The 25440-nt window shown below is 54.5% G+C and carries 27 protein-coding genes; 13 read left to right on the top strand and 14 right to left on the bottom strand.

Going from position 1 to position 25440, the window contains the following annotated elements:
- Positions 1-14 precede the first annotated feature (14 nt).
- Together QUD59_RS04420 and rpsU are read right to left on the bottom strand one after the other, a co-directional pair.
- Positions 15-464, bottom strand: a complete 450-nt coding sequence (locus tag QUD59_RS04420; RefSeq protein ID WP_286239862.1) for a GatB/YqeY domain-containing protein — start codon at positions 462-464, stop codon at positions 15-17.
- A 40-nt stretch (positions 465-504) separates the two neighbouring features.
- Positions 505-720: a 30S ribosomal protein S21 gene (rpsU, locus tag QUD59_RS04415; RefSeq protein ID WP_275814767.1), complete on the bottom strand. Its 216-nt coding sequence runs from the start codon at positions 718-720 to the stop codon at positions 505-507.
- Between the two features lie 200 nt (positions 721-920).
- Between rpsU and tsaD the strand changes: the two genes are divergently transcribed.
- Complete coding sequence (gene tsaD, locus QUD59_RS04410; protein ID WP_286239860.1) at positions 921-1949, top strand: tRNA (adenosine(37)-N6)-threonylcarbamoyltransferase complex transferase subunit TsaD; 1029 nt, start codon at positions 921-923, stop codon at positions 1947-1949.
- Between the two features lie 13 nt (positions 1950-1962).
- Here the strand turns inward: tsaD and plsY are convergent, their stop codons facing one another.
- Both plsY and QUD59_RS04400 read right to left on the bottom strand, forming a co-directional pair.
- Positions 1963-2550 carry a glycerol-3-phosphate 1-O-acyltransferase PlsY gene (plsY, locus tag QUD59_RS04405; RefSeq protein ID WP_286239859.1) on the bottom strand — a complete coding sequence of 196 codons (588 nt, stop codon included), beginning with the start codon at positions 2548-2550 and terminating at the stop codon, positions 1963-1965.
- 143 nt (positions 2551-2693) lie between these two features.
- Positions 2694-3662, bottom strand: a complete 969-nt coding sequence (locus QUD59_RS04400; protein WP_286239857.1) for a GGDEF domain-containing protein — start codon at positions 3660-3662, stop codon at positions 2694-2696.
- 378 nt (positions 3663-4040) lie between these two features.
- On the opposite strand from QUD59_RS04400, the gene folB reads away from it, so the two are divergent.
- Together folB and folK are read left to right on the top strand one after the other, a co-directional pair.
- On the top strand, positions 4041-4397 hold the full coding sequence (gene folB, locus QUD59_RS04395; RefSeq protein WP_286239855.1) for a dihydroneopterin aldolase: 357 nt from the start codon (positions 4041-4043) through the stop codon (positions 4395-4397).
- Position 4398: 1 nt separating this feature from the next.
- The gene (gene folK / locus QUD59_RS04390) at positions 4399-4923 is read left to right on the top strand and encodes a 2-amino-4-hydroxy-6-hydroxymethyldihydropteridine diphosphokinase (RefSeq protein WP_286239854.1); all 525 of its coding nucleotides are present in this window, start codon (positions 4399-4401) and stop codon (positions 4921-4923) included.
- Here the strand turns inward: folK and QUD59_RS04385 are convergent.
- Genes QUD59_RS04385 through QUD59_RS04345 form a run of 9 tightly spaced genes read right to left on the bottom strand, consistent with a single transcriptional unit; the run spans position 4920 to position 14348 of the window.
- On the bottom strand, positions 4920-5660 hold the full coding sequence (locus tag QUD59_RS04385; RefSeq protein ID WP_286239852.1) for a pteridine reductase: 741 nt from the start codon (positions 5658-5660) through the stop codon (positions 4920-4922). The genes folK and QUD59_RS04385 overlap by 4 nt on opposite strands.
- A gap of 22 nt (positions 5661-5682) precedes the next feature.
- The gene (locus QUD59_RS04380) at positions 5683-6774 is read right to left on the bottom strand and encodes a tRNA nucleotidyltransferase/poly(A) polymerase-related protein (RefSeq protein ID WP_286239850.1); all 1092 of its coding nucleotides are present in this window, start codon (positions 6772-6774) and stop codon (positions 5683-5685) included.
- Positions 6774-7094 carry a thiosulfate sulfurtransferase GlpE gene (gene glpE, locus QUD59_RS04375; RefSeq protein WP_286239849.1) on the bottom strand — a complete coding sequence of 107 codons (321 nt, stop codon included), beginning with the start codon at positions 7092-7094 and terminating at the stop codon, positions 6774-6776. The genes QUD59_RS04380 and glpE overlap by 1 nt, the downstream gene beginning before the upstream one ends.
- Positions 7095-7113: 19 nt before the next feature.
- Positions 7114-7953: a symmetrical bis(5'-nucleosyl)-tetraphosphatase gene (locus QUD59_RS04370; protein WP_286239848.1), complete on the bottom strand. Its 840-nt coding sequence runs from the start codon at positions 7951-7953 to the stop codon at positions 7114-7116.
- A 15-nt stretch (positions 7954-7968) separates the two neighbouring features.
- Positions 7969-8355, bottom strand: coding sequence for a Co2+/Mg2+ efflux protein ApaG (apaG, locus tag QUD59_RS04365; RefSeq protein WP_286239847.1), 387 nt, complete (start codon positions 8353-8355; stop codon positions 7969-7971).
- A gap of 12 nt (positions 8356-8367) precedes the next feature.
- Positions 8368-9174 (bottom strand): 16S rRNA (adenine(1518)-N(6)/adenine(1519)-N(6))-dimethyltransferase RsmA, encoded by an 807-nt coding sequence (rsmA, locus tag QUD59_RS04360; protein ID WP_286239846.1) that lies wholly within the window; start codon positions 9172-9174, stop codon positions 8368-8370.
- A gap of 3 nt (positions 9175-9177) precedes the next feature.
- Positions 9178-10173, bottom strand: a complete 996-nt coding sequence (pdxA, locus tag QUD59_RS04355; RefSeq protein ID WP_286239845.1) for a 4-hydroxythreonine-4-phosphate dehydrogenase PdxA — start codon at positions 10171-10173, stop codon at positions 9178-9180.
- A 4-nt stretch (positions 10174-10177) separates the two neighbouring features.
- Positions 10178-11509 carry a peptidylprolyl isomerase gene (locus QUD59_RS04350; RefSeq protein WP_286239844.1) on the bottom strand — a complete coding sequence of 444 codons (1332 nt, stop codon included), beginning with the start codon at positions 11507-11509 and terminating at the stop codon, positions 10178-10180.
- A complete protein-coding gene (locus QUD59_RS04345; RefSeq protein WP_286239842.1) occupies positions 11463-14348 on the bottom strand; it encodes an LPS-assembly protein LptD in 2886 nt (961 codons plus the stop codon). The genes QUD59_RS04350 and QUD59_RS04345 overlap by 47 nt, the downstream gene beginning before the upstream one ends.
- 227 nt (positions 14349-14575) lie before the next feature.
- Between QUD59_RS04345 and QUD59_RS04340 the strand changes: the two genes are divergently transcribed.
- Genes QUD59_RS04340 through djlA form a run of 3 tightly spaced genes read left to right on the top strand, consistent with a single transcriptional unit; the run spans position 14576 to position 17128 of the window.
- The gene (locus tag QUD59_RS04340; protein WP_286239841.1) at positions 14576-15628 is read left to right on the top strand and encodes an aminoglycoside phosphotransferase family protein; all 1053 of its coding nucleotides are present in this window, start codon (positions 14576-14578) and stop codon (positions 15626-15628) included.
- Between the two features lie 5 nt (positions 15629-15633).
- A complete protein-coding gene (gene murU, locus QUD59_RS04335) occupies positions 15634-16314 on the top strand; it encodes an N-acetylmuramate alpha-1-phosphate uridylyltransferase MurU (RefSeq protein ID WP_350227803.1) in 681 nt (226 codons plus the stop codon).
- Positions 16304-17128, top strand: a complete 825-nt coding sequence (gene djlA, locus QUD59_RS04330; protein ID WP_286239838.1) for a co-chaperone DjlA — start codon at positions 16304-16306, stop codon at positions 17126-17128. The genes murU and djlA overlap by 11 nt, the downstream gene beginning before the upstream one ends.
- Positions 17129-17136: 8 nt before the next feature.
- Here the strand turns inward: djlA and QUD59_RS04325 are convergent, their stop codons facing one another.
- Positions 17137-18237, bottom strand: a complete 1101-nt coding sequence (locus tag QUD59_RS04325) for a DUF3530 family protein (protein ID WP_286239837.1) — start codon at positions 18235-18237, stop codon at positions 17137-17139.
- Positions 18238-18325: 88 nt separating this feature from the next.
- Here QUD59_RS04325 and rpe point away from each other — a divergent pair, with 88 nt between their 5' ends.
- The 7 genes from rpe to trpC all read left to right on the top strand — a co-directional run bounded on the left by rpe (position 18326) and on the right by trpC (position 25426).
- Positions 18326-18997: a ribulose-phosphate 3-epimerase gene (gene rpe, locus QUD59_RS04320; RefSeq protein ID WP_286239836.1), complete on the top strand. Its 672-nt coding sequence runs from the start codon at positions 18326-18328 to the stop codon at positions 18995-18997.
- 3 nt (positions 18998-19000) lie between these two features.
- Positions 19001-19678: a phosphoglycolate phosphatase gene (locus QUD59_RS04315; protein ID WP_286239835.1), complete on the top strand. Its 678-nt coding sequence runs from the start codon at positions 19001-19003 to the stop codon at positions 19676-19678.
- Positions 19679-19921: 243 nt separating this feature from the next.
- On the top strand, positions 19922-21109 hold the full coding sequence (gene nhaA / locus QUD59_RS04310) for a Na+/H+ antiporter NhaA (RefSeq protein WP_286239834.1): 1188 nt from the start codon (positions 19922-19924) through the stop codon (positions 21107-21109).
- A 335-nt stretch (positions 21110-21444) separates the two neighbouring features.
- Positions 21445-22929, top strand: a complete 1485-nt coding sequence (gene trpE, locus QUD59_RS04305) for an anthranilate synthase component I (RefSeq protein WP_286239832.1) — start codon at positions 21445-21447, stop codon at positions 22927-22929.
- 62 nt (positions 22930-22991) lie between these two features.
- Entirely contained in the window at positions 22992-23585 is a 594-nt protein-coding gene (locus tag QUD59_RS04300) for an aminodeoxychorismate/anthranilate synthase component II (protein WP_286239831.1), read from the top strand.
- A gap of 5 nt (positions 23586-23590) precedes the next feature.
- Complete coding sequence (gene trpD / locus QUD59_RS04295) at positions 23591-24613, top strand: anthranilate phosphoribosyltransferase (protein WP_286239830.1); 1023 nt, start codon at positions 23591-23593, stop codon at positions 24611-24613.
- Positions 24614-24616: 3 nt separating this feature from the next.
- Entirely contained in the window at positions 24617-25426 is an 810-nt protein-coding gene (trpC, locus tag QUD59_RS04290; protein ID WP_286239829.1) for an indole-3-glycerol phosphate synthase TrpC, read from the top strand.
- Positions 25427-25440: the final 14 nt, after the last annotated feature.

The following is a 25440-nucleotide window of genomic DNA, read 5'->3' as shown; positions in this document are numbered from 1 at the left end:
GTTTCAGCAGCAGTTTAACCGGTCAGTTGTTCTTTGACGAGTTTGGAAACAATGCCCATGTCGGCGCGACCCTGAACCTGGGGCTTGATGATCCCCATAACTTTACCCATGTCCTGCATGGTGGTGGCACCGGATTGTTCGGCAGCATTTTTTACGAGGGCTGCGATCTCCTCGTCGGTTAGCGGTTGCGGCAGGAAAGTTTTAATCACCTCCAACTCCTGGCGCTCAGCATCAGCAAGATCCATGCGTGCCGCTTCTTCAAATTGCGAGATCGAGTCGCGGCGCTGTTTAGACATCTTGTCCAACACCGCCAGCACTCTTGTGTCATCCAGTTCAATGCGTTCATCGACTTCGATGCGCTTGATTTCAGCCAGAATCATGCGAATGGTAGCGAGCCTGAGTTTTTCTTTGGCGCGCATGGCAGCTTTCATCTCATTGGTGATCTGCTGCTTTAATTCTGACATGACTGACCTCTAAGCCTGGATGGGATCTGAATCTCGTGGATTAGTACAGGCGAACGCGACGTGCGTTTTCGCGAGATACTTTTTTAGCGTGACGCTTAACAGCAGCGGCTGCTTTACGCTTACGAACAGAGGTTGGCTTCTCGTAAAATTCACGACGGCGAACTTCTGCCAGGATACCTGCTTTTTCGCAAGAACGTTTGAAGCGACGCAGAGCTACGTCAAATGGCTCGTTTTCTTTAACTTTTACAGCTGGCATGTTTGAACAAACCCTAATTGTTTAGTTAATCCACTATAAAATCTCGCCAAAAAACAGTCGGTTTTATGGCAAGGCGCGAAATTCTATTCCTTTCGAGGAGTTAAGTAAAGCAGTTAATCCGCTTAAGGGCCATTCACGGTGCGTCTTGCCGGCACTGGGGGTATAATGCCGCGCATTAGCATAATGCGGGTGAGTAAGTAATGCGCGTACTTGGAATTGAAACCTCCTGTGATGAAACAGGAGTGGCGATCTATGACAGCGAACAGGGTCTGTTGGGCGATGCCTTATACAGTCAGGTAAAAATGCATGCCGAGTACGGTGGGGTAGTGCCGGAACTGGCCTCTCGTGACCATGTGCGTAAGTTGCTGCCTCTGCTGGATGAAACGTTTGCTAAGGCGGGTCTGGCGCGGGGAGAAGTGGATGCGGTGGCTTATACCTCCGGTCCCGGCCTGATTGGTGCGCTGATGGTAGGGGCTTCAACCGGACGAGCGCTGGCGTTAGCCTGGGGTGTGCCGGCGATAGGTGTGCATCATATGGAAGGGCACCTGCTGGCACCGATGCTGGAAGAAAATCCACCGGCCTTTCCCTTTGTTGCGCTGCTGGTTTCCGGTGGTCATACGCAACTGGTGAAAGTTGAAGGGATTGGCCGTTACGAACTACTCGGTGAATCGCTGGATGATGCAGCCGGTGAAGCCTTCGATAAAGCAGCTAAAATGCTTGATCTGGATTATCCGGGCGGTCCCCTGATCGCGAAACATGCAGAACAGGGTGATCGCAGCCGGTTCCGTTTTCCACGCCCGATGACGGATCGCCCGGGCATGGATTTCAGCTTTTCCGGCCTGAAAACCTTTACCCTGAATACCTCCAATGATCATCGTGATGCCGAAGGTAAAATTGATAGTCAGACCATCTGTGATATTGCAGCAGCCTTTGAGGAGGCGGTAGTCGATACGCTGGCAATTAAATGTCGCCGTGCGCTGCAACATACGGGTTATAAGCATCTGGTCATCGCCGGTGGTGTAAGTGCTAACCGCCGTCTGCGTGAGCGTCTGGAGCTGATGGTGAACAAAGAGCGGGCCGAGTTGTTTTATGCCCGACCGGAGTTCTGCACCGATAATGGCGCAATGATCGCGTATGCCGGATGCCAGCGTTTGCTCGCCGGTCAGCAGAGTGATCTGGCCATTGTCACAAAGCCGCGCTGGCCGTTAGATACGCTGGACGCTATCTGAGGTTGGAGTCGCTTTATAGCCGGGGCTCAGCACCCTGCAACAGGTTGCGGATATTGTTCCGGTGGCTGAACAGCAGCAGTAACCCGATCAGGCAGAGGGTGATCAGCAAATCTGGCGCAACCAGCCAGATAAACAGCGGGGCAATCAGAGCGCAGGCAATCGATGCGAGGGATGCAATGCGGCCGATGACCGCGACCAGCCCCCAGATCAGCAACTGCACGACGGCCAGTGGCCAGAACAGCCCGAGGCAGGCGCCAAAGGTGGTCGCGACGCCTTTTCCACCACGGAAGGCTGAAAAAAGCGGGAACATATGCCCGATGACCGCAGCCAGAGCGCAATAGCTCCGGGTATCATCAGATAAGCCCAGTAACAGGCCGGGCAGCAGTGCGAGAAAACCTTTGCCGGCATCGCCGAGCAGAGTCAGCCCGGCCGCTTTAGGTGTCCCGATCCTCAGTACATTTGTGGTTCCCGGATTACCTGAGCCCCGCGCTCTCGGGTCGGGTATATCCAGCGCATGGCACACCAGTACTGCGGTAGGGACAGAACCCCACAGGTATGCCAGAAATACCAGTCCAAGGGTAATCTCAACCGGGTCGCTCATTCGCTGTCCAAGGGTGAAAGTCGTTCATGCCACTATCAAACTACGTTTTGCTGGTGGATAGCAATGAAATATAAAGGCTGTAAAAGTAACGGGATATGGCTCGTGCTTGAGCAAGAGGCCTGGGATTGTGGTATTTGGCTTGCTTAAGCCTCGGTATATATCCGGTAGTGGCTGCCCTGATTCTTCTTAGCGTCATACATGGCCATATCGGCGTGTTTGATAAGCTGATCTATACTACCGGGATCCTGATTGGAAAGTTTGACACCAATGCTGACCGCGCATTGGCAGAGATTGTCATCCACGTTAAAAGGCTGAGTCATTTTTTCAATGATCTGTTTGCAGATGAGGCGAGCTTGAGCTTCAGTTTGTGCACGGTCCTGACCTATGGCTTCTATAACGACAACAAATACATCTCCTCCCCACCGGGCGACCAGATCCTGAGCCCGCACTGATGAACGTAAGCGATCCGCAAACTGTTGCAGCAAGCGATCCCCCACAGCATGGCCGCGGGAGTCATTGAGTGCTTTAAAGTTATCCAGATCCATAAACAAGATCGCGGTATACAACCCGGTTCTCTGACCGGAGCGGAGAGCCATTCGCAGTCGCTCTTCCAGCAGGAGGCGGTTGGGCAGGGAGGTTAATGTATCGGTGTAGGCGAGCTTTTCTATTTTAAGCTGCTGCTCTTTTCGCTCAGTAATATCTCTGGAGAGGGCAATAAAACGTGGCTCTTCGCCGTTGATCTGCTCTTTTCGGGCCATGGAAACTTCAAACCATCGCTCGCCAAGGGGAGTCGGGAGGTGTATCTGGGTACCATTTGAATACCCTTTGGCGTGCGTTTCCCGGAGTGCCAGCATGACCGCTTCTGCTGCTTCAGCGGGCATCACCTCGTTCACCGTACGGCCAAGGAGATTCTCCGGCGGAGCAACCAGCAGGTCGGTCCGCAGCGCGCGAAAGTCGTAATGTCGGCCATCAGCATCCAGCTCAAACATCAGGTCGGGCATTGCGTTCAGCGTTGAAGAGAGGGAGTGTTCTTGCTGATCAGCTGGTGTTGAAACATGGGGCTCTTTAAACATCAGCGCTTGCAAAAGACGATTCCATAAAGCCTTTAGCATAAATCACACGACTCATTGCGGGTTGGGAAAGGGGGCAATCCTGTCGACTGCAGAGTAGAAGTATTGTACTGCAATTGAATAGGGTCAATGTGGCATGTTTCAGCATAAGGGCGGTGTGATGGATTGGCAACACGGTTGGGGTTGAGCCGCTACACCTGCAGCCGGCGTTTAAACGCTATGGAGAGTCGGATTCTGACACTGCAAAAGATCGTGGGGCATAGTAAAATCTATCTGGCCGCCGGATATGCACACCTATCACCTGACCACCGTAAGTTGTGTTCATACTGAACTCTGAGCTTTCGATGGACAAAAAGCGGATCGCTACTGCAAATATAATCGTTATTTATCTATTGGTTTCATAAGGTTACAGAGTCGTTGATGGATATTGTTTACATTCGTGAGTTAGAGGTGGAGACCGTCATCGGGATCTATGACTGGGAACGTGAGATCCGTCAGCGGGTCAGTCTCGATCTGGAAATGGGAACAGATATTCTGGCTGCTGCGCGCAGTGATGATATTGAGAATACCCTGAACTATAAATCAGTATCGGATCGTCTGATCGGTTTTATCGAGGAAAGTGAATTTCTGCTGGTGGAAACCATGGCGGAACAGATTGCTGAGATTCTGCAGGATGAGTTCGGGGTTAAATGGCTGCGCCTGCGCCTTGGTAAGCCGGGTGCTGTGCCGCAGGCCAGAGATGTGGGTGTGATTATCGAGCGTGGGGAGCGCGTTTAAGATGGCTCAGGTCTATCTCAGTATCGGCAGCAATATCCAGCGCGAGCAGCATATTCTGTCAGCACTCAGCGCGCTGTTAACGCATTTTTCTCCGATCAGCTTTTCGGCTGTCTATGAAAGTCAGGCGGTCGGTTTTGATGGCGATAACTTCTACAATCTGGTCGCTGGCTTCGAGACGGATATGCCACTGGCTGAACTGTCGCCGTTGCTGAAGCAGATCGAAGATGAAAACGGTCGTTGTCGGCAGGGGCCGAAGTTCAGTGGCCGTACGCTGGATATCGATATTCTCACCTATGGTGATCTGGTGGGTACTCATGCCGGGGTGCAACTGCCACGTGATGAGATAGGCAAGAACGCGTTTGTCCTCTGGCCACTGGCAGAGATCGCACCTGAACAGATCCATCCTGCTGAAGGGGTTTCCTACGCAGCGCTCTGGCAGGCATATGATAAAACCCGGCAGAAGCTCTGGCCGGTGGAGTTCAGTTGGCGGGGCAGTGCGTTACCCTGCGAGCTGGCAGCGGTTTAATGACTGTAGAGTGATTTTCCGCCATCCACTGCGATAATCTGGCCGGTGACATAGCCGGCTGCAGCAAGGTAGATCGCAGCCTCAGCCAGATCTTCGCTGCTCCCGAGTCGTTGCAGCAGCGTTTTTTGCAGAATGCTCTGCTGCTCGGTTTCAGTCATCGCCTGTTCCGGCCATAAGATTGGACCCGGTGAGATTCCATTGACCCGCACGGCAGGCGCCATCTCCTTGGCCAGACTTTTGGTCAGCATCTCTAGCCCGGCTTTTGCAATCGAGTAGATCGGGTAGCCCGGCAGTCCTCTTTGCGCGTGAATATCGATCATATTGATAATGCAGCCCTGCTGCCGGTGCAGGCTCGGGGCCAGAGCGGCGCAGAGGAAATAGGGGGCGCGGAGGTTGCTGTTGATCAATTGGTCCCACTGTTCTTGAGAGCTGTCTTGCAGCGGCGTGGGGTAAAACTCTGAGGCGTTATTCAGTAACAGATCGATTTCGCCGGCCCAGGCCAGTACAGCGTCGGCCAGCGGTTGAATCTGTTCCATCTGATGCAGGTCTGCCTGAAATATTTCGCAGCTATCGGGGCGGATGCTGTTCAGTCGGGAGCAAAGTGTCCGGGCATCCTTTTCTGAGCTTCGATAGTGCAGAGCGATGCGGTAACCGGCCTGATGAAAGCGTTCTGCCAGATGGGCGCCCACACGGCGTGCGCTGCCGGTAATCAGGGCTGTTTTAACAGAATCGCTCATGGTTACGCTCCTTATTCGCGGTTTAGCTGTGTTGCTGGCAGATCTCGATTCGCAGACGATCAATCTCTGCGCCCAACCCGGCGCCTTTAAAGCCGCGCTTCAGCAGGGCCTGAGGGGAGATATGGCTGATCTGTTCGAGTATCGGTTGAAGTGTCGTACACCGGGTCTCCTGATGCAGCGCCCGGATGCACGCCAGCAGGTGATCGAGGCGTTGCGGGCGACGAATCAGGTCCAGTTGTTTTAGCGTGTCGTATTTCTGCCCGGCGCTGAGCAGGTCAAACCGGCTCAGGTTGCTGTGTTGCTGCAGGCACTGTTGCGCCAGTTCTTTGTAAGCCCTGGGCGTGCGTATCCGATCACAGAAAGCGTTACTGTCGTTCAGATCACAGAGCGTCACCAGACAGGCAAAACGGGCGCTGGGCAGATCGATCTGCTGACAGCAGTGTCTGAAATCAGTCAGGGTTTGTGGCTGTTTCAGCGCGGCTTCCAGTTCGGGGAAGACTTTCCTGATTGCGCCACACTCCAGCAAGCGCTGAAAGAAAACTTCCGGAGAGCCTTCGCCCAGCGCACGCTCGCACTCTTTCCAGACCCGTTCAGTGGTCAGGTGCTCGAGTTCATCACTTGCGGAGAGCTGTTGCATCAGGGCCATTGTCTCATCAGCCACCCTGAAACCGAGGTGGGCATAGCGGGCGGCAAAACGGGCAACCCGCAAAACGCGCAAAGGGTCTTCTGCAAAGGCGGGTGATACGTGTCGCAGGTATTTATCCTGCAGGTCCTGCTGGCCCTGGTAGGGGTCAAACAGGGTGCCCTGCTGATCCATTGCCATGGCGTTAATGGTCAGATCACGGCGCTGCAGGTCTTGCTCCAGAGTGACATCCGGTGACGCGTGGTAACTGAAGCCGGTATAGCCTTTGCCGGATTTGCGTTCGGTACGTGCCAGGGCATATTCTTCACCGGTTTCCGGGTGGATGAACACCGGAAAATCCTGCCCGACTGGCTGATAACCCTGCTCAATCATCTGCTCCGGAGTGGCGCCCACAACAACCCAGTCTTTGTCGTAGACCGGATAGTCCAGCAGCGTATCCCGGACAGCGCCACCTACCAGATAGACCTGCATCAGGGGGTCTCGCAGAGATCGGGCTGCTCTGTGCGCCAGGCTTCATAACCGCCGTTGATGCTGTAAACCTCATCAAAACCCTGTTCGATCAGGAACTGGGCGGCTGACTGGCTGCTGATACCGTGGTAACAGCAGACCAGCAGTGGCTGGTCCATATCAGCCTCAGCAAGATACTGAGGGAGATTTTCATTGCTCAGATTGCAGGAACCGCTGATATGACCCTGAGCAAAGCTCTGTGGGTCGCGAATATCGGCAACGGCGGCGCCCTGACGAATAAGTTCGGCCGCCTGGGCCGAATCGATACATTTATACTGGCTCATTTAAATTACCTTTTTCTGTTCAGGCGGAAGCATTGCCGGGTTCGTTGGTGATTGCAGTGACGCTGAAAATCTGGTGGTCATCCAGTCGCAGTGCGGTCAGCCGGTTACCCCAGACGCAACCGGTATCCAGAGCAAACACATTTTCGGCTTCTGCTTCGCCCTCGAGGGCGGCCCAGTGACCAAAGAGAATACGAATGCTTTGCTCTTGTGGATCTTTGCGCGGCAGTTTGAACCAGGGGCTGTAGCCTGCCGGCTGTGAGCTTAAAGGGCCTTTAGCGGAGAAATCCAGACGCCCCTGATCACTGCAGAAGCGCATGCGGGTGAGGTAGTTTGTGATCAGGCGCAGGCGCTCCCAGCCCCGCAGATCACTGTCCCAGTGGTCTGGCTGGTTACCATACATGTTGCCCAGAAACGCGTGGATCTGGTCGCTTTGCAGGGTCTGCTCTACCTCTTTTGCGTACTTGCGGGCTTTGCGGATGGTCCAGCAGGGCGGAATGCCTGCGTGTACCATTGCCACTTGTTGCTCTTTATCCAGAACGAGCAGTTTTTGCCGGCGTAACCAGTCCATCAGCTCATGACGATCTTCTGCTTCGAGAATCGGTGTCAGGGTATCGCTGCGTTTGACCGGTGAGGTGCCGTAGTAAAGTGCCAGAAGGTGCAGATCATGGTTGCCGAGTACGCAGCTACATTGATCGCCCAGTTGTTTAATGAAGCGCAGGGTCTCAAGCGACTTTGGGCCGCGGTTGACCAGATCGCCGGCTATCCACAGGCGATCATCAGCGGAGAAACGGATCTTTTCCAGCAGCGCCATAAATTCATCGAAGCAGCCCTGAATATCCCCGATTGCGTAGGTCGCCATCTGTGCGTTCCTGAATCAGTGGAGTGCGTTTGGGCGTGCCAGCGTGAAGGCATATATGGGGGCTTTAAACAGTTCCCCGTCATCACTGCGCATCTCGTAGTGTCCCTGCATGCTGCCAACGCTGGTGGCCAGCACTGCACCGCTGGTATAGCTGTAGCTCTGATCCGGTGCAATGACCGGCTGCTCGCCGACCACGCCTTCACCGTTAACTTCCTGTACGTGCTGGTTACCATCGGTAATCAGCCAGTGCCGGTTGAGCAGTTGAACCGGAACCGGGTTGTGGTTGGTGATGGTGATCTGGTAAGAGAACACGAAGCGTTTGCTTTCCGGATCTGATTGCTTATCCAGATAGTTGGTTTCAACAATAATGCTGACGTTGTTGCCGAGTTCTAGGTTGTCCATTCGTGATTCTACTTACGCTTTCTTTTGGGTCAGGAAGTTACTGATCATAACAAAATCGCTGATCGGCAGTTTTTCCGGACGCAGGCCCGGATCGATCCCCAGTGATTCCAGATCTTCAGCACTGATCAACGGTTTAAGGTTATTGCGCAGGGTTTTGCGGCGCATATTAAACGCAGTTCGAACAACGGTTTCCAGTTGCGACAGATCATCTGCTACATGGGGTAGTGTCTGATAGGGAGTCAGGCGGATGATGGCGGAATCGACCTTCGGTGCCGGGTTGAATGCGCCCGGCGGCACGATAAACAGAGATTCTACCTTGCAGAAGTACTGCGCCATAATACCCAGTCGACCGTAGTTATTTTCACCGGGGCCGGCTGCCATCCGGTCAACCACCTCTTTCTGCAGCATAAAGTGCATATCTTCAACGTGCTCTGCGTGGCTGAGCAGATGGAAGATCAGTTGGGTGGAGATATTGTAGGGCAGATTGCCGACAATGCGCAGGCGTTTATCGCCCTTACGCAGTTGGGCAAAATCAAACTTCATCGCATCCGCTTCGTGGATGCGGAATTTGTCGCCGTAGTTGAAGAACTTAGTCCGCAGAATGGGGGGCAGGTCGCGGTCCAGTTCGATCGCATCCAGCTCGCCGGCTTCTGCCAGCAGTTCTTCGGTGAGTGCGCCAAGGCCGGGACCGATCTCTACCAATTGGTCGGACTCATGCGGGGCGATTGCACGAATAATACGGCGAATAATACCGTGGTCGTGCAGGAAGTTCTGGCCAAAGCGTTTCCGGGCCTTATGCATTACAGGTTTTTTACTCATGAATCAGTTCGTAAGGTTGCGTTGACGGGCCATTTCGCCAGCATAGTCAATGGCGGTCAGCAGACTGCCTGCATCGGCTTTGCCGGTTCCGGCCAGATCCAGAGCGGTGCCATGATCTACCGAGGTACGGATAATCGGCATGCCCAGGGTTATGTTGGCTGCGTTACCAAAGCCTTTGTATTTTAGCACGGGCAGGCCCTGATCATGGTACATGGCCAGCACCGCATCCGCCTGCTTGAGGTATTTGTCGGTAAACAGGGTGTCAGCCGGGAGTGGTGCGGAGAGGTCTATGCCCTCCTCGCGGAGTGATGCAAGCGCGGGTTCAATCACGTCGATCTCTTCCCGTCCCATATGGCCACTTTCTCCCGCGTGGGGGTTCAGCCCGGTAACGAGGATTCTGGGCTGAGGGATGCCGAAACAGGTCTGCAGGTCTTTGTGCAGCACCCGGATTACGTCCTTAAGCAGAGGAATCGTAATGGCATCGGCAACGTCACGGAGGGGGAGGTGGGTAGTCGCAAGGGCGACTCTGAGTCCCTCTGTTGCCAGCATCATTACCACTTTGTGGCTGTCGGTCAGTTGTTCGAGAAATTCGGTATGGCCACTGAAAGGAACGCCGGAATCATTGATAACACCTTTGTGAACCGGTGCGGTGATCAGGGCGGAAAAGGTGCCGTCCAGACAGCCCTGTGCCGCTCTGGTCAGGGTCTCGAGCACATAAGCCGCATTCGCCGGATTGAGTACGCCGGGTTCTGCTTCTGCTTTCAGACGGACCGGCAGTACCTTCAGGGTTCTGGCGGGCGTCGGGCCGGGTTCCTGTTCCGCTTCAAACTGCTCAATAGATAGGGGCAGTTGTAACTGTTCGGCGCGTTTGCGCAAAAGCTCCGGATCGGCGATCACGACCAGTTCATCGGCGTGGCCCTGCTGAGCAATCTGGATACAGAGGTCCGGGCCAACCCCGGAGGGTTCCCCGGGGGTGATGACAAGACGGTTGATCGCCAAAGGCTTACTCCTTGATATCAACGTAGGCCTGGGAGCGAATCTCCCGCAGCCAGTTAATCAGCTCTTCGTTGAACTTGCGTTTGCGGATGGCTTCCCGGGCCCGGCTCTCCTGCATCTCATCGCCGAGGTCCTGAGTCCGGCTGTCCATCACTTTGACGATATGCCAGCCAAAACGGGACTCAAAGGGGGAGGAAACCTGACCGACTGCAGTGCTGTTCATGACCTGCTCGAATTCCGGCACCATCTGGCCATTCTGAGTCCAGCCCAGTGAGCCGCCCTCGGAAGCGCTGACCGCATCATCACTGAATTCACGGGCCAGTGCAGCAAAGTCCTCACCACTGAGGATCCGCTGGTAGAGCTGGGTGATCTGTTGTTTGGCCTGCTGGTTGCTGCGGATTTCGCTGGGTGTCAGCAAAATGTGGCTGACCAGACGCTGGTTGATGATCTGTACGCTGCCGCCGCGTTTGTCTTTGGCCAGCATGATATGGAATCCGCTGGGCGAGCGGATGGGGCGGGTGTACTCGCCCGGAGAGAGTTTGCGTACCGCGTCTCCCAGTTCCTGGGGAAGCTCGCTCAGTTTACGCCAACCCAGATCGCCGCCTTTCAGGGCGTTCGGTGCATTGGAAAATTCTACGGCCAGTTCGGCGAACTCGCCGCCTTCCTGCAGCGCCTGATAAACCTGCTCTGCTTTTCGCTCAGCCTGCTGAATCAGTTCAGGTGATGCCTGAGCCGGTGTTGCAATCAGAATATGGCCGAGCAGATAATCGGCAGCGGTCTGGGTCTGGCCATCGGCAGAGCGCAGGAAGTCATTGAGTTCCTGCTCTGATACACGAATACGACGGTTTACCAGATTTTGCTGTACATTGTTGATCAGCAGCTCATTACGAATCTGTTCGCGGGCCTGAGCGTAATCGCGGCCTTCGGCGATCAGAGCGTTCCGGAACTGCTCCAGATTCATGCCATTCTGCGCAGCAATGTTGGTCAGCGCGGCATTGAGCTGAGAATCGGAAATACGGATGCCCTGCTGCTCAGCCAGTTGGCGCTGAATACTCTCGATAACCAGACGACTCAGAACCTGTTTGCGCAGTACGTTTTCAGGTGGCAGGCTGGTCTGCTGTGCCTGTAGCTGCTCACGCACCAGCGCGGTACGGTTATCCAGTTCGCTTTGCATGATCACACCGTCATTGACGATGGCAGCAACCCGGTCGAGTGGGATTTCGGCTGCCTGCAGGCCTGATGCCGCAGGAATCAGTGCGCCTATAGCAAAGGCGGCCAGGGAGTGACGCAGCTTAGTAATCATTTTGATCTTCACGCTCTTCATATCCAATAATGTCATCCAGGAAGCCTCCGCTGCCGCTGCCGAATGAACCCAGTCCTTTCAGAGTCAGCTGGAGGAAGATTCCGGCATCATATTTGTTACTGCCATCCGTTTCTGAGCCGTCCAGCCAGCGACGCCCTGCGAAGCTGACTTTCCAGCAGCAGCTCTCGTACTCCAGACCGAGGGAGGCTTCTTCTGTTTCGTTGCCGCGAATGTCGTAGAGGACTCGCCCCATACCGGTCCACTGATGGTTCAGAGGCCAGATGAAGGAGAGGTCGGTCTGTTCCCGGGTCAGGTCAGTGAAGCGGTAGAGGAAGTTGACCTGATGGTTGAGATCCCCGTTGTACTTCATGCCGAAAGTGGATGAGTTAATTTTGTAATCGCTCGGGTCGAGGATCGTATCCAGATAAGTACGCAGATTCGGATTCAGGTACCAGGTCGCCAGCGTGGCGATATCACTCTGCCCCTCAGTTTCCGGTGCTCCGGTCGGACTTAACTGAACTTCCCGGTCGGCCATATAATAGGCCTGCCCCACGCTGATCGAGCCTTTTTCAAAGCCCTCTTCGGTAATGTAACGGGAGGTCAGACCCAGAGAGATCTGCTGGCTGTCGCCGATACGGTCCCGGCCACTGAAGCGGTTCTCGCGGAACAGGGAGGTGTAGTTAAAGCTCAGCCGTGAGGTATCAAAGTCAGGAACAGAGGTTTGATCCTCTTCAGGCACATAAAGTGCGAACAGGCGGGGCTCAAGAGTATGGGTGCCACCGTTGATCAGATCCCGGTCAAAATAAAGTCCGCTGTCGACACTGAGGATCGGAACCGCAATGTTCGGGCTGTCATCATAGCCACTGACCTGATTTTCCAGTGAGTACTGACTCAGCCAGAGTGAAGCTTTTGGCGTAACGAAGCCCCAGGGGGCGTAAAAATTGTAGTTCAGACCCGGTTGGGCGAAGAAACGGTCGCCGGTTACCCGATTGAATCCGGTCAGGTCCTCGATGTTACGGTCAAAGCGGGTAAATTCGGCTTTGTAACTGAGATTGAGGTTTTCCTGCAGGTTTTCATTACCCTGAAGGCTAAGCTGCGGCATCCGCTGATAGGGTGCCGTGCCGGAAATGGTCTGATAGTCATGAACTAATGCGCGGAAACTCCAGTCGTTACCGGAGTAAGCTACCCATCCTAACTGATCCAGGTGATCTTTGCGGTTGATCTCAAGGTTTGTAGAGAGGTCATCGAAATACTCGGTATCACTCACCGATGTGAAGTCGACATAAGAGCGCCAGCGTTCGGCAAACTGGCCTTCATGGTTGAGGCCCAGCAGCCAGCGGTCATCGCCATAAGCGTCATCACCCGGCAGGTAAGCAGTGCTGAGGCGGTTTTCTGACCAACTATTCAGATAGCGGAATTCATTTTCCAGCATCAACCCCCGCTCCGAGATGTAACGGGCGGTCAGGGTGTCATCCATGTTAGGTGCGATATTGAAGTAGTAAGGCACCGTCAGATCGAGGCCGTTATCTTTGCTGTAACTCATGCTTGGGTAGAGGAAGCCTGAGCGACGGCGATCATCGATCGGGAATGTGAAATAGGGCACATACATGATCGGTACGCCGCCGACCCGCAGTACGGTGCCTTCCGCTTCGCCGTAACCTTCTTCGCGATTCAGGACGATGCTGTCAGCATCCAGCATCCATGCTTCGCTGTAAGGCGGACAGTAAGTGTACTGGCCCTGTTCCAGACGAATGCGTTCATCTTCAAGGCGAAGAATCCGGTCGGCGTTGCCGCGAAGGTTTTCTTCATGCAGGACAAAAGAGGCGTTGTTGAATATTGCCTCCGAGGTTTCGGTATCAACCTGCGCGCTGTCGCCGAGCATCAGCATGCCGGGTTCGCGGAACTGAACGTTACCTTCGAAACGGGCTTTGCTGGTCACCTGGTCAAGTTCTGCGCTGCTGGAGCGAAGGCGGCGATAGCCCTGACGCATGGAGACATTGCCTTCTAACTGCGTCAGGCCGCCCAGAATCGTGCTGGAACGGGTGGCCTCAAGGTGCAGCGGCGGTTCTGCCTGATCTTCATCGCCCATTTTCGGAAAATCGGGTTCCAGATAGCGTCCGGCGCACTGCTGTAATTCGGGGTTGCGGTAGTAAACCCAGTCCAGGTGTGCGTAATCATTGTTGCTGATGTAGGTCGATGTTGCTTTACCCTGTTGGCCACGGACTGGCGCGGTTGCCAGCGCGTGGACATTGATGCGGCGGCAGTCCCAGTCTCCGGATGGGCTGGTATCGCACTGCCACTCGCTGCCGATCACTTCGTCTGTAGTATAGGGGGCCGTTGCCGTTGCTGGTGCGCTGCTTGCTACCTGTGCCTGCTGGCTGCTGCCGGTGGTCGGCCTGTTACCGGTTGCATCATTACAGACCCATTCTCCGGCGCTGTTTGCGGTGCAGTTCCAGGTATCTGCTGAAGCCTGACGAGCCTGCGAACGGGGTTGCGCGGGTGAGGGGGGCTGGGATGCTGCACTTGCCTGCTCCGCAGGCCGGATCGGTTCTGATTGAACGCTGCGCACGGCTGCGGCTTGCGTTGTGGCCTGCTTACTGTCGCTGACCACAGGCTCCACCGGTGAGCGCTCAGCTGTCTGAGCCGGGGTAGCCGTGTTGTCAGGTCGGGCAGGGGATTGCTGCTGGCTGGCAGCCTCTACCTGCTCCACCACCGTCTCATTCACCGTGCAATCCCAGCCGCCATCTTTGGTCATGTTGCAGTCCCAGGCCATCTCTTTGGATGAAGGCTTCGACTCGGCTGCTGCATAGGTGGAGAGCAGAGCGGTGCTGATCGCGACGGTCAGGGCGTAAGTAGATCGTTTGGCAAAGGGCATCTGGTATTAAATCCGTTTCAGCTGTGTCCGGAGAATCCGGTTTGCGCCGAACCCCTTATAAATGCTGTAAAGTGCAGAATAATAAAACATTCCATGCACCGATTGTAGAGCTTATACGGCTTTTTCTGCCAAGGGTAGTCTGTTAACTGTAACCGGGGAAATCTACCTTTTTGGGCCGTTGCAGTGTCATAATAGCGCGCAAATTTCAGAGTTTGGGAAGTGGCTGAATGGATCAGCGATTAGCAGAGTTAAAGGCCTGGCTGGAACAGGTGTTGGTAAAGTTCGCGGAGTTTGACGGGGATCAGTGGTCTCTGGAGCCGGTTTCCGGTGATGCCAGTTTCCGGCGTTATTTTCGGGCGTTATCCGGCGGTCAAAGCTGGATCGCGGTGGATGCGCCGCCGGAAAAAGAAGACAGCCGGCCGTTTGTGGATGTTGCCCGTGCGCTCGAAGCACAGGGGATCAGTGTGCCGCATATCTATGAAGCGGATCTGGAACAGGGTTTTATGCTGCTGTCTGATTTTGGCGATCAGCTTTATCTCCCGCAACTGAATCCGGCTACGGTCGACCGTTTGTACGCCGATGCGCTGTCGACACTGCTACAGATGAAAGATTGCCAGCCGCGTCCCGGTCAGCCGTTGCCGGATTATGATGAGGCGCTTTTGCAGCGTGAGGTGGAGCTGTTCCGGGATTGGTTCCTGCAGCAACTGCTGGGTATTTCTATGACACCGGAGCAGAAGCATCTGGTCGATCTGCTGTTTAATTATCTGATTGATGCGGCGCTGGAGCAGCCCCGGGTTTTTGTGCATCGGGATTATCACTCGCGCAACCTGATGTATCGCGAAGGGCTGCCGCCGGGGATCATTGACTTTCAGGATGCGGTGAAGGGACCGGTGACCTATGATCTTGTCTCCCTGCTGCGGGATTGCTACATCGACTGGCCCGAAGAGCAGGTCTATGCCTGGGTTGATGATTATCGTCAGGCGTTGATTGCTCAGGGGCAGATGATGCCTGATGTCGGGCATTTCCGGCGTTGGTTTGACCTCATGGGCGCACAGCGTCATTGTAAAGCGATCGGTATCTTTGCCCGGTTGCATATCCGGGATGGTAAATCCGGTTATCTGGAGGATATTCCGCGAACCCTGAATTATCTGATTACGGTCTGTGGGCGTTATGAGTCGCTGAAGCCGGTAGGGGGATGGTTGGTGATGGAAGTGTTGCCCGCCATGCGCCGCAGTGACTATTTTGCTGATGACCTGCTGACTGAGTGGACGACTCTGTGAAAGCGATGATTCTGGCCGCGGGTCTGGGTACCCGGATGCGGCCACTGACGCTGACAACGCCTAAGCCTCTGTTAACCGTGGCCGGAATGCCTCTGATCGAATACCACATTCGGCGGCTGGCGCAGGCGGGTATCCGTCAGATTGTGATTAACCATGCCTGGTTAGGTGAGCAGATTGAGACGTATCTGGGAGACGGCGAGCGTTTCGGCGCAGAGATAGTCTACTCGGCTGAAGGTGAACCGCTGGAGACCGCGGGAGGTATCCGTAAGGCGCTGCCTTTGCTGGCTGAAAACGGTGCTGATCAGCTTGTGTTGGTTAACGGCGATGTTTTTACCAATTACCCGTTTGCCCGGCTGCTGGAAAATCAGCAAAAACCGGGGCATCTGGTGCTGGTGGAGAACCCCGGGCACAATCCGCATGGTGATTTTTATTTACAGGAAGGCAGGGTCACGGTTGATCACGGCGAGAAATGGACGTTCAGTGGTATCAGTCGTCTGCCGTTGTCTCTGTTTCAGGATCTGCCACCGGAGCTGCCTTGTCCGCTGGCGCCTTTGCTACGTCAGGCCATTGCTGAGGGGCAGCTCAGTGGTGAACTCTATCGGGGTTACTGGGCAGATGTGGGGACGCCGCAGCGTCTGGAAGAGATTAATCAGTTAGTGTTGGAGCACAAGATCGATGGCCTATGATCCACAGGAAAAAGGCGCTGAGTTAGCGGCCGGAATCAAACAGCACTCGACCTCAATTATCCTTGGCGCCGCCGTAGGTTTGCTCTCGGGTGGGTTTTGGGGATTGCTGTTTGGTGGGGCGCTGGGTTTTCTGATCGGCCGGGGACTGAGTGGGGCGGTGAAGGCCGCTAATCCTCAGGCGGTGTTTTTTCGGGCTACCTTCAGCGTCATGGGGAAGCTGGCCAAAGCGGATGGTCGGGTCACCGAGAATGAGATCCAGTTTGCCCGGGATGTTATGGCCCAGATGCGTCTGGATGAGGCACGTCGACGCGAGGCGATTGAATATTTTACCCAGGGTAAAGCGCCTGAATTTGAGCTGGAGAAAGTACTGAAGCCGCTGGCGCTTATGTTACGGCATCGTCCTTCGGTTAAGTTGATGTTTGTTGAAATTCAGCTGCAGGCAGCGATGGCCGATGGTGAGGTGAGTGAATCAGAGATGCGCCTGATCGATCAGGTATGCCAGTTGCTGGATTTCGGTGCTGAAGGGGTTGAAGAGGTCATCGCCCGGGTCAAAGCGCAACGGGATTTTTATCAGCATGGTCAGGCGGGTGTTGATAGCGCGGTGCTGCTCAAGGATGCATATGCCGTGCTTGGGGTCGATGAAACCGCTACGGATGCGGAGGTGAAGAAGGCTTACCGTCGTCAGATGAGTCAGCATCATCCGGATAAGCTGGTTTCGAAAGGCTTGCCTGAGGAGATGATTGAGCTGGCGAAGGAAAAGTCTCAGGAGATTCAAGCGGCCTACGAGCGCATCCGGGCCTCCCGTAAGGGCTGAGAAAGTACTCAGCCCGGTCCTTTTTCCATGGTTTCGCTCCCGGCATTAAGCTTTCTTTCGCGCGCTTCCTTTTCGGCAGTGACAATGTAGGTGCGGATCAGCCCTCTTACCTGCTTCACCAGCCAGCGGCTGTCTTTTTTCCAGTTTTCCGTTGCGACCGGCAGGCGGCTCTGATGAAAATTGTTGAGTCGTTTATGCCGTGCCAGACGCAGGCGTTGTTCTGCCGAATTGTTGGTGTCTTGCTGAAGTGAAACCGGCTGTCCATGGTAAAGATCGATCATGGTGCTGTTGATCTCAGGCAGAACTGTCAGCAGATCCGGGGCTGCGTTGATCCGGGGCTGACGCGCATCAATCATGACCAGACGCAGCTCCTCCTGTTCCTGATATTTTCTGACAAAGTCAGCGGCCCAGACTGCGCCACTGCCGACGCCTAATACAATAAACCGATCCAGTTCCGGGCCCTGTTGTTTCAGGTGAGTGATAGCCGTGCTGCCCAATCGGTAGACTTTCTCCTGATAGGCTTCTTCCGGTTCTTTGGTTTCTTCCGCTGCGCTGTCTGGCGTGTTCTCTGCAGGTGCAGAGGCATTCTCGGCGGTATCGGGTGTACCTCCCTCTTCTGCGTCGCTCAGGGGGGCGCTGGGTTGTGCCTGGCTGCTGGCGACTTTGATGGCAGAGAGCACCGGCAGGGTTCTCTCTGGCAAGGGGTTGATTCCACTGTCTGGCAGGTACAGGGCAAGGGTATACCAGCCGTGGTCTGACAGCCCCTGGCGCAGGTGGCTAAGGTCGTCAGGCCAGTCCATATGGGTTTGTTCATCCGGGAACAGAATGACTCCGCCCTGCGTGATGCCGGTTCCCTCTGTCCGGTAGAACGCCAGTAGCTGCTCTCCGTCTTTGCCGGTGTCCAGTTGCAGGACTTCGGTCAGTGGATCGGATGTCAGGGCCAGATTGCTCAGTCGGTTGCGCTCCGGATTGGGTTCTGTCCGTTCCACGGGGGCGTTGCTGGCCTGCGCACCACTGGCTACGCTTGCTGCGCTGTCAGTTTCATCAGCGGCCAGTGTCAGGGTGCTGAGTGCCAGCGTAAGGGATAAGGTAGAGACGATCAGTTTCATGTGCCCGATTATGGGAAAGAAGTGGGCTGACAGCAAGTTGCCCGCTCCGGTAAAATGGCCGCAAACCAAATGACCGGATGTGGATTTCATGGCTGACTTTAAAATTGCGCCCTCTATTCTTTCTGCTGACTTTGCCCGTCTCGGCGAAGAGGTGGAGAACGTTCTTGCCGCAGGTGCGGATATTGTTCATTTTGACGTGATGGACAACCACTATGTGCCGAACCTGACGATTGGGCCTATGGTGTGCAGCGCATTGCGCAAGCACGGCATCACGGCACCGATCGATGTCCATCTGATGGTCAAACCCGTGGATCGTATTATTGGTGACTTTATTGAAGCGGGCGCGTCTTACATTACCTTTCACCCGGAAGGTTCAGAGCATGTGGATCGTTCCCTGCAGATGATCCGCGATGGCGGCTGTAAGTCGGGACTGGTATTTAATCCGGCGACGCCGCTGAGCCATCTGGAGTATGTACTGGATAAAGTGGATATGATTTTGCTGATGTCGGTTAACCCGGGTTTTGGCGGTCAGAAATTTATTCCCGGTACTCTGGATAAGCTGCGTCAGGCGCGGAAAATTATCGATGACAGTGGCTACGATATCCGCCTGGAAATCGATGGGGGAGTCGGTATCGGTAATATTCGCGAGATCGCTGAGGCAGGTGCGGATACGTTCGTTGCGGGATCGGCCATTTTCAATACGGATGATTACGCAGCGACTATCGCTCAGATGCGAGAGCAACTGGCACAGGTGAAATAAAACATGCGTGATCTTTTCTCCGGAAATGAACCTGAACTGGTCCTGTTTGATCTGGATGGTACGCTGGTCGACAGTGTGCCTGATCTGAGCCGGGCGGTGGATCGGATGCTGCTCAGCCTGAATCGTCCCCCGGCAGGTGAGGAAGCGGTCAGTCACTGGGTGGGCAACGGCGCTGCGGTTCTGGTTAAAAGAGCGTTGGCAGGGGCTGTCGACTATGGCGAGGTCGATGGCGATCTGTTTGATATTGCCTATCAGCGGTTTCTTGATTTTTACGCCGAAGCTACGGCCGAGCATAGTCAGCTTTATCCCGGTGTTGAGGTCTGTCTTTCCGGTTTGAGGGCCCGGGGCATCAGCCTTGGGTTGATTACCAATAAACCCATCAGCTTTACCGAAACCATGTTGCAGGGCTTTGGCTTGCGGGATTACTTCTCGGTGGTCATCGGGGGGGACAGTCTGGCTGAAAAGAAACCCCATCCCATGCCTCTGCTGGAGGCAATGAGCCGTTGTCAGGCAACTGCAGAGTCCACCCTGATGGTTGGTGATTCAGTTCACGATGTGAAAGCTGCCCGGGCAGCCGGTTGTCCGATTGCCTGTGTTCCCTACGGTTACAACCACGGAGTCAGCATTGCGCTGGCTGAACCGGATAAGGTGCTGACAGGATTGGAGCAGTTGCTGGACTGAAAATTGGCATAGATCGAAAAAATCGAGTTTATTGTTAATTAAAATCGATTTTTTTTGGTTCTGGCGTTTTTCTATCCTAACCACAGCTCACAGGTCATCCCCCATTTAATGACTTGTACTGCTAGGTTTTCAGAGTCAGAAACATAGCAGGTTCTTATCACAGCACTTGTATGCCCCGCTTTGTCGGGGCTTTTTTTTGCGCTCAACTTTGTGTGCAAGCCGGGTTTGTTCTGGAGGAACTTAATGACTACGTTTATTCAGTCGTTTATCAAGCACGAATCATCAGGTGGGATCTTGCTGATATTTGCCATGCTGCTGGCGATGCTGATGGCCAATACCGTGTTAGATCAGTATTACCACGCGGTGTTACAACTGCCGGTCGAGGTAAGAGTCGGGAGTCTGCAGTTGGCCAAACCGCTGTTGTTGTGGATTAACGATGGCCTGATGGCGGTTTTCTTCTTTCTGGTCGGGCTCGAGGTAAAGCGCGAAGTGCTGACCGGCCAGCTTTCTAAACCTGAGCAGATCGTCCTGCCGGGCGTGGCGGCGATTGGTGGTATGGCGGTGCCCGCTCTGGTGTATGTCTTCTTCAATATGGGGGATGAAACCGCCATGCGCGGCTGGGCGATTCCGACCGCGACCGATATTGCCTTTGCACTGGGTGTGCTCTCCCTGCTGGGCTCCCGTGTGCCTGTATCGTTAAAGCTGTTTCTGATGACACTGGCGATTATCGATGACCTGGGCGCGATCATTATTATCGCCCTGTTTTATACCGTTGACCTTTCAGTGGAATCGCTGATGGTGGCCTCGGCTGCGGTGGTCGCGCTTATTCTGATGAATCGTCTTGGCGTCATGCGTATCGCTGCCTATGTGCTGGTAGGTACAGTGCTCTGGGTCAGCGTTCTGAAGTCGGGCGTGCATGCCACGCTGGCCGGGGTTGTGCTGGCCTTTGCAATACCTATGAGTGACAAGAAAAATCCGGGTTACTCTCCGCTGGAAACTCTGGAGCATGCGTTGCACCCCTGGGTGGCATTTATGATTCTGCCGTTGTTTGCCTTCGCCAATGCCGGCGTCGCTCTGGCGGGGATGTCACTCGAGAAGCTGGCGGAGCCTGTGCCGATGGGAATAATGCTGGGATTGTTCCTGGGTAAACAACTGGGTGTATTTCTGTTCAGTGCGGTGGCCATTGGCGTTGGCTGGTGTAAGAAACCCGAGGGCAGTACCTGGCTGTCGCTGTATGCCGTAGCGGTGTTGACCGGTATCGGTTTTACCATGAGTCTGTTTATCGACTCACTGGCGTTTGAGGGAATGGAAGCGCTGTTCAACTCGGCGGATAAGCTGGCTGTGCTTATCGGTTCTTTTGCTTCGGCGATACTGGGTTATCTGTTACTGCTTTTTGGTACCAAAGCGGCTGATAACAGGAAAAAAGCCTGATTTAACTGATAGCAGCGGTTGATTCAGATTGACCGCTGCTATAAGGTTTGGCTATTCGTGAATTTTAACTAAGCCTGCCGTGATGCCATTTGCTACAGCAACCGTAAAAACTGATGCAGCAATTGATCGTTTCCCCTTTGTCGGAGAGCGATGGCGATGGCGTGTCTGATTCAACCCGGCAGACACAGATGCAGGCAGGTTGGATTATCGCGTAGCGTATAGTTCACTGCCGCTCCCGGCTAATCAGCTACTTTGGCTGTACCTGATCCTACCTCCTCATTTTTGTCTGCTCAGCACGCTAACACCATTATTTGCTGGCATTGTGAGAGATAAAAATGACCCCCGAACAGTTTGCGGAACTGGCCGCACAAGATTACAACCGTATCCCTGTAACCCGTGAAGTACTGGCGGATCTGGATACCCCGCTGTCGACCTATAAAAAGCTGGCCAATGGGCCATACAGCTACCTGCTGGAATCTGTTGAAGGTGGAGAGAAATGGGGGCGTTACTCCATGATCGGCCTGCCCTGCAGAACCATTCTCAAAGTGTATGAGGATCAGATCTCTGTTGAACAGGATGGCGAGGTTATCGAAACCTGCCAGATGGATGATCCGCTGGATTACGTGGAGTCTTTCCTGCAGCGTTATCGGGTGGCCGAGCTGGAGGGGATGCCTCGCTTTAACGGTGGTCTGGTCGGGTACTTCGGCTATGACTGTGTCCGTTATGTCGAGAAGCGACTCAAGGATAGCTGCCCGGAAGATGTGATCGGCACGCCGGATATTCTGCTGATGGTCTCCGATGAAGTGGTCGTGTTTGATAACCTGGCCGGTAAGTTGATCCTGATCTGCCATGCTGATCCCGCTGAAGCGGGGGCTTATGAAAAGGCTCAGCAGCGTCTGGATCAGTTGGTTACAGAGCTGCGTGTAGCAACGCCTTATGTCGAGACGGCGGGTGATGAACAGCGCGAAGTGGCCGAGGCAGAGTTTAAATCCAGTTTTGGTGAGCAGGCATTTAAAGATGCTGTTGTTAAGCTGAAAGACTATGTGCTGGATGGGGATATCATGCAGTGCGTTATCTCGCAGCGTATGTCGATTCCGTTTAAGCGCGATCCGCTGGATCTTTATCGCGCCCTGCGCTGCCTGAATCCCTCACCTTATATGTATGTGCTGAATCTGGATGATTTTCATGTGGTGGGTTCATCACCGGAAATCCTTGCCCGGGTTGAAGACGGTCAGGTGAGTGTGCGACCGATTGCGGGAACCCGTAAGCGCGGTAAAACCGCTGAGGAAGATCTGGCAATGGAGAGGGAGCTGCTGGCTGATCCGAAAGAGATCGCTGAGCACCTGATGCTGATTGATCTCGGTCGGAACGACGTAGGCCGGGTTGCTGAAATCGGCGGTGTCGAACTGACCGATAAGATGGTGATTGAACGCTACTCCCATGTGATGCATATCGTCTCCAATGTTAACGGTCGCCTGAAGCCGGATGTATCGTCGATGGATGTTCTGCGTGCCACCTTGCCGGCGGGTACGCTCAGCGGTGCACCGAAAGTCCGGGCGATGGAGATTATCGATGAAGTGGAACCGGTTAAACGGGGTGTATATGGCGGCGCGGTAGGCTACCTCTCCTGGAATGGTAATATGGATACCGCGATCGCCATTCGTACCGCTGTGATTAAAGATGACCTCCTGCACATTCAGGCCGGCGCGGGGGTTGTGGCAGATTCAGTGCCACGTTTGGAATGGAAAGAGACCATGAATAAAGGGCGGGCAGTATTCAGTGCCGTGGCCATGGTTGAGAAGGGGCTGGATAACCTGTAACGGGCTCCGAGATCCAATCCGAATTGTTAGAGGCGCGCGAAATGCGGCCTGAGGACCGAATAATGTTGTTGATGATTGATAACTACGACTCTTTTACCTATAACGTTGTCCAGTATCTGGGCGAACTGGGCGCCGATGTGCAGGTTTACCGTAACGATGAGATTACGGTAGAGCAGATCGAAGCCCTGAATCCGGATCATCTGGTGATCTCACCGGGCCCCTGTACCCCGAACGAAGCCGGTGTTTCGGTTGCGGCGATCAAGCATTTTGCCGGGAAACTGCCCATTCTGGGTATCTGCCTTGGCCATCAGAGTATTGGTCAGGCTTTTGGCGGGCATATTGTGCGTGCCAAACAGGTGATGCACGGTAAAACATCGCCCGTTTATCATCATGATAATGGGGTTTTTGAGGGCTTGAATAACCCGGTAGAGGTGACCCGTTATCACTCACTGGTAATTGAGCAGTCGACTCTGCCGGACTGTCTGGAAGTCACCTCCTGGACGCAGGATGATGCAGGTAATCTGGATGAGATCATGGGGGTGCGGCATAAAACCCTGGATATCGAAGGGGTTCAGTTCCATCCGGAGTCGATTCTTACAGAGCAGGGGCATGACCTGCTGGCTAATTTCCTCAAACGCAGTAAAGCACAAGGGTAGTATTCATGGATATCAAACAAGCGCTGGCACTGGTGGTAGATCATCAGGATCTGTCAACAGATGACATGAAAGCGGTCATGCAGCAGATTATGACCGGTAACGCGACCGATGCGCAGATTGGCGCTTTGCTGGTAGCGCTGCGTATGAAAGGGGAGACCGTCGATGAGATTGCAGGCGCCGCAGATGTGATGCGGCAACTGGCCACGCCGGTTGAGATCAGTGTGGAAAATGCGGTGGATATTGTCGGAACCGGCGGTGATGGTGCCAATCTGTTCAATGTCTCCAGTGCCTGTTCTTTTGTTGTCGCAGCCGCCGGTGGGCATGTGGCTAAGCATGGCAACCGCTCGGTCTCTTCCAGTTCGGGCGCTGCGGACCTGCTCGAAGCGGCGGGGATCAATCTTGAGTTGAATCCGGAGCAGATTGCACAGTGTATTGAGCAGGTTGGCCTTGGCTTTATGTTTGCGCCGCAGCATCACAGTGCCATGAAATATGCGATCGGCCCGCGTAAAGAAACGGCGCTGCGGACGTTGTTCAATGTGCTCGGTCCGCTGACAAACCCGGCAGGTGCGCGACATTATCTGCTTGGTGTTTTTAATGAAAAGCTTTGCCGCCCTCTGGCTGAGGTGCTGCGCACGCTGGGCGCAAAACATGTGCTGGTGGTGCATGCAACCGAAGGGTTGGATGAGATCAGTCTGGCAGGCAGTACCTTTGTGGCTGAACTTAAAGATGGCGAAATCTCCGAATACACCATCAATGCTGAAGATGCCGGGTTGGATAAACAGTCACTGGAAGGTTTGCAGGTGAGCAGCGCGGCTGAAAGCCTCGAGCTGATTGAGGCTGCCTTTGCCGGCAAGCATGCAAAAGCGGCAGATATGATCGCACTTAACGCCGGCGCTGCACTGTATGCGGCCGACCTGGTGGATGATCTGAAAGCCGGTGTGGCGTTAGCGCATGAGACTATTCTCAGCGGTGCGGCTGCCGCCAAAATGAAAGAGCTGGCTGAGTTCAGTCAGGCATTTAAAGGTTAAATCATGACGGATACTCCGACGATTCTGAAAAAGATTCTGGCGCGCAAAGCTGAAGAGGTGGCTGAGCGCCAGCCAAAGGTCTCCATCGCTGATCTGAAAGCACAGATTGCTGCGCAGCAGGGTAGTGAATTTGATCCTCGCGGGTTTACCGACAGTATGGCCCGCAGCCTGGCGGCGGGTCGTTCTGCGGTGATTGCTGAAGCAAAGAAGGCCAGCCCCTCGAAAGGGTTGCTGCGAGATCCGTTTGACCCTGCGGCTATCGCCCGCTCCTATGAGCAGGGCGGCGCGAGTTGCCTCTCGGTGCTGACCGATAAAGACTATTTTCAGGGCGCTGAGTCCTACCTGATGGAAGCGCGTGCTGCCTGTTCCCTGCCGGTAATCCGTAAAGACTTTATTGTCGATCCTTATCAGGTCTATGAAGCGCGAGCGATCGGTGCTGATTGCATCCTGTTGATTGTTGCTGCGCTGGAAGATCAGCAGATGGCCGATCTGAACGGACTGGCCATCGAGCTGGGGATGGATGTATTGATCGAGGTGCATGGTGCAGATGAGCTTGCGCGGGCTTTACCCCTGAACAATCGTCTGGTTGGTATCAATAACCGCAATCTGCATACCTTTGAGGTGACGCTCAATAATACCTATGAACTGCTGGCGCAGATCCCGGAAGACCGTATCGTGGTGACCGAAAGCGGAATTCACAGCCGTGACGATGTGCGGGCGATGCGTGAACATCATGTCAACAGCTTCCTGGTGGGCGAGGCATTTATGCGCGCTGAAGAGCCGGGTCAGAAATTAAACGAACTGTTTCAGTAAGGAATAAATCATGG

Source organism: Neptuniibacter halophilus, assembly GCF_030295765.1.
Lineage (GTDB): Bacteria > Pseudomonadota > Gammaproteobacteria > Pseudomonadales > Balneatricaceae > Neptuniibacter > Neptuniibacter halophilus.
The sequence above is the reverse complement of the archived record's forward strand: the minus strand, read 5'-3'. Positions and strand labels throughout refer to the sequence as shown.

Coding starts and splice junctions, on each gene's coding strand:
- QUD59_RS04420 (WP_286239862.1), bottom strand. CDS start 464: ATGTCAGAATTAAAGCAGCAGATCACCAATGAGATGAAAGCTGCCATG.
- rpsU (WP_275814767.1), bottom strand. CDS start 720: ATGCCAGCTGTAAAAGTTAAAGAAAACGAGCCATTTGACGTAGCTCTG.
- tsaD (WP_286239860.1), top strand. CDS start 921: ATGCGCGTACTTGGAATTGAAACCTCCTGTGATGAAACAGGAGTGGCG.
- plsY (WP_286239859.1), bottom strand. CDS start 2,550: ATGAGCGACCCGGTTGAGATTACCCTTGGACTGGTATTTCTGGCATAC.
- QUD59_RS04400 (WP_286239857.1), bottom strand. CDS start 3,662: ATGCTAAAGGCTTTATGGAATCGTCTTTTGCAAGCGCTGATGTTTAAA.
- folB (WP_286239855.1), top strand. CDS start 4,041: ATGGATATTGTTTACATTCGTGAGTTAGAGGTGGAGACCGTCATCGGG.
- folK (WP_286239854.1), top strand. CDS start 4,399: ATGGCTCAGGTCTATCTCAGTATCGGCAGCAATATCCAGCGCGAGCAG.
- QUD59_RS04385 (WP_286239852.1), bottom strand. CDS start 5,660: ATGAGCGATTCTGTTAAAACAGCCCTGATTACCGGCAGCGCACGCCGT.
- QUD59_RS04380 (WP_286239850.1), bottom strand. CDS start 6,774: ATGCAGGTCTATCTGGTAGGTGGCGCTGTCCGGGATACGCTGCTGGAC.
- glpE (WP_286239849.1), bottom strand. CDS start 7,094: ATGAGCCAGTATAAATGTATCGATTCGGCCCAGGCGGCCGAACTTATT.
- QUD59_RS04370 (WP_286239848.1), bottom strand. CDS start 7,953: ATGGCGACCTACGCAATCGGGGATATTCAGGGCTGCTTCGATGAATTT.
- apaG (WP_286239847.1), bottom strand. CDS start 8,355: ATGGACAACCTAGAACTCGGCAACAACGTCAGCATTATTGTTGAAACC.
- rsmA (WP_286239846.1), bottom strand. CDS start 9,174: ATGAGTAAAAAACCTGTAATGCATAAGGCCCGGAAACGCTTTGGCCAG.
- QUD59_RS04350 (WP_286239844.1), bottom strand. CDS start 11,509: ATGACATTATTGGATATGAAGAGCGTGAAGATCAAAATGATTACTAAG.
- QUD59_RS04345 (WP_286239842.1), bottom strand. CDS start 14,348: ATGCCCTTTGCCAAACGATCTACTTACGCCCTGACCGTCGCGATCAGC.
- QUD59_RS04340 (WP_286239841.1), top strand. CDS start 14,576: ATGGATCAGCGATTAGCAGAGTTAAAGGCCTGGCTGGAACAGGTGTTG.
- murU (WP_350227803.1), top strand. CDS start 15,634: ATGATTCTGGCCGCGGGTCTGGGTACCCGGATGCGGCCACTGACGCTG.
- djlA (WP_286239838.1), top strand. CDS start 16,304: ATGGCCTATGATCCACAGGAAAAAGGCGCTGAGTTAGCGGCCGGAATC.
- QUD59_RS04325 (WP_286239837.1), bottom strand. CDS start 18,237: ATGAAACTGATCGTCTCTACCTTATCCCTTACGCTGGCACTCAGCACC.
- rpe (WP_286239836.1), top strand. CDS start 18,326: ATGGCTGACTTTAAAATTGCGCCCTCTATTCTTTCTGCTGACTTTGCC.
- QUD59_RS04315 (WP_286239835.1), top strand. CDS start 19,001: ATGCGTGATCTTTTCTCCGGAAATGAACCTGAACTGGTCCTGTTTGAT.
- nhaA (WP_286239834.1), top strand. CDS start 19,922: ATGACTACGTTTATTCAGTCGTTTATCAAGCACGAATCATCAGGTGGG.
- trpE (WP_286239832.1), top strand. CDS start 21,445: ATGACCCCCGAACAGTTTGCGGAACTGGCCGCACAAGATTACAACCGT.
- QUD59_RS04300 (WP_286239831.1), top strand. CDS start 22,992: ATGTTGTTGATGATTGATAACTACGACTCTTTTACCTATAACGTTGTC.
- trpD (WP_286239830.1), top strand. CDS start 23,591: ATGGATATCAAACAAGCGCTGGCACTGGTGGTAGATCATCAGGATCTG.
- trpC (WP_286239829.1), top strand. CDS start 24,617: ATGACGGATACTCCGACGATTCTGAAAAAGATTCTGGCGCGCAAAGCT.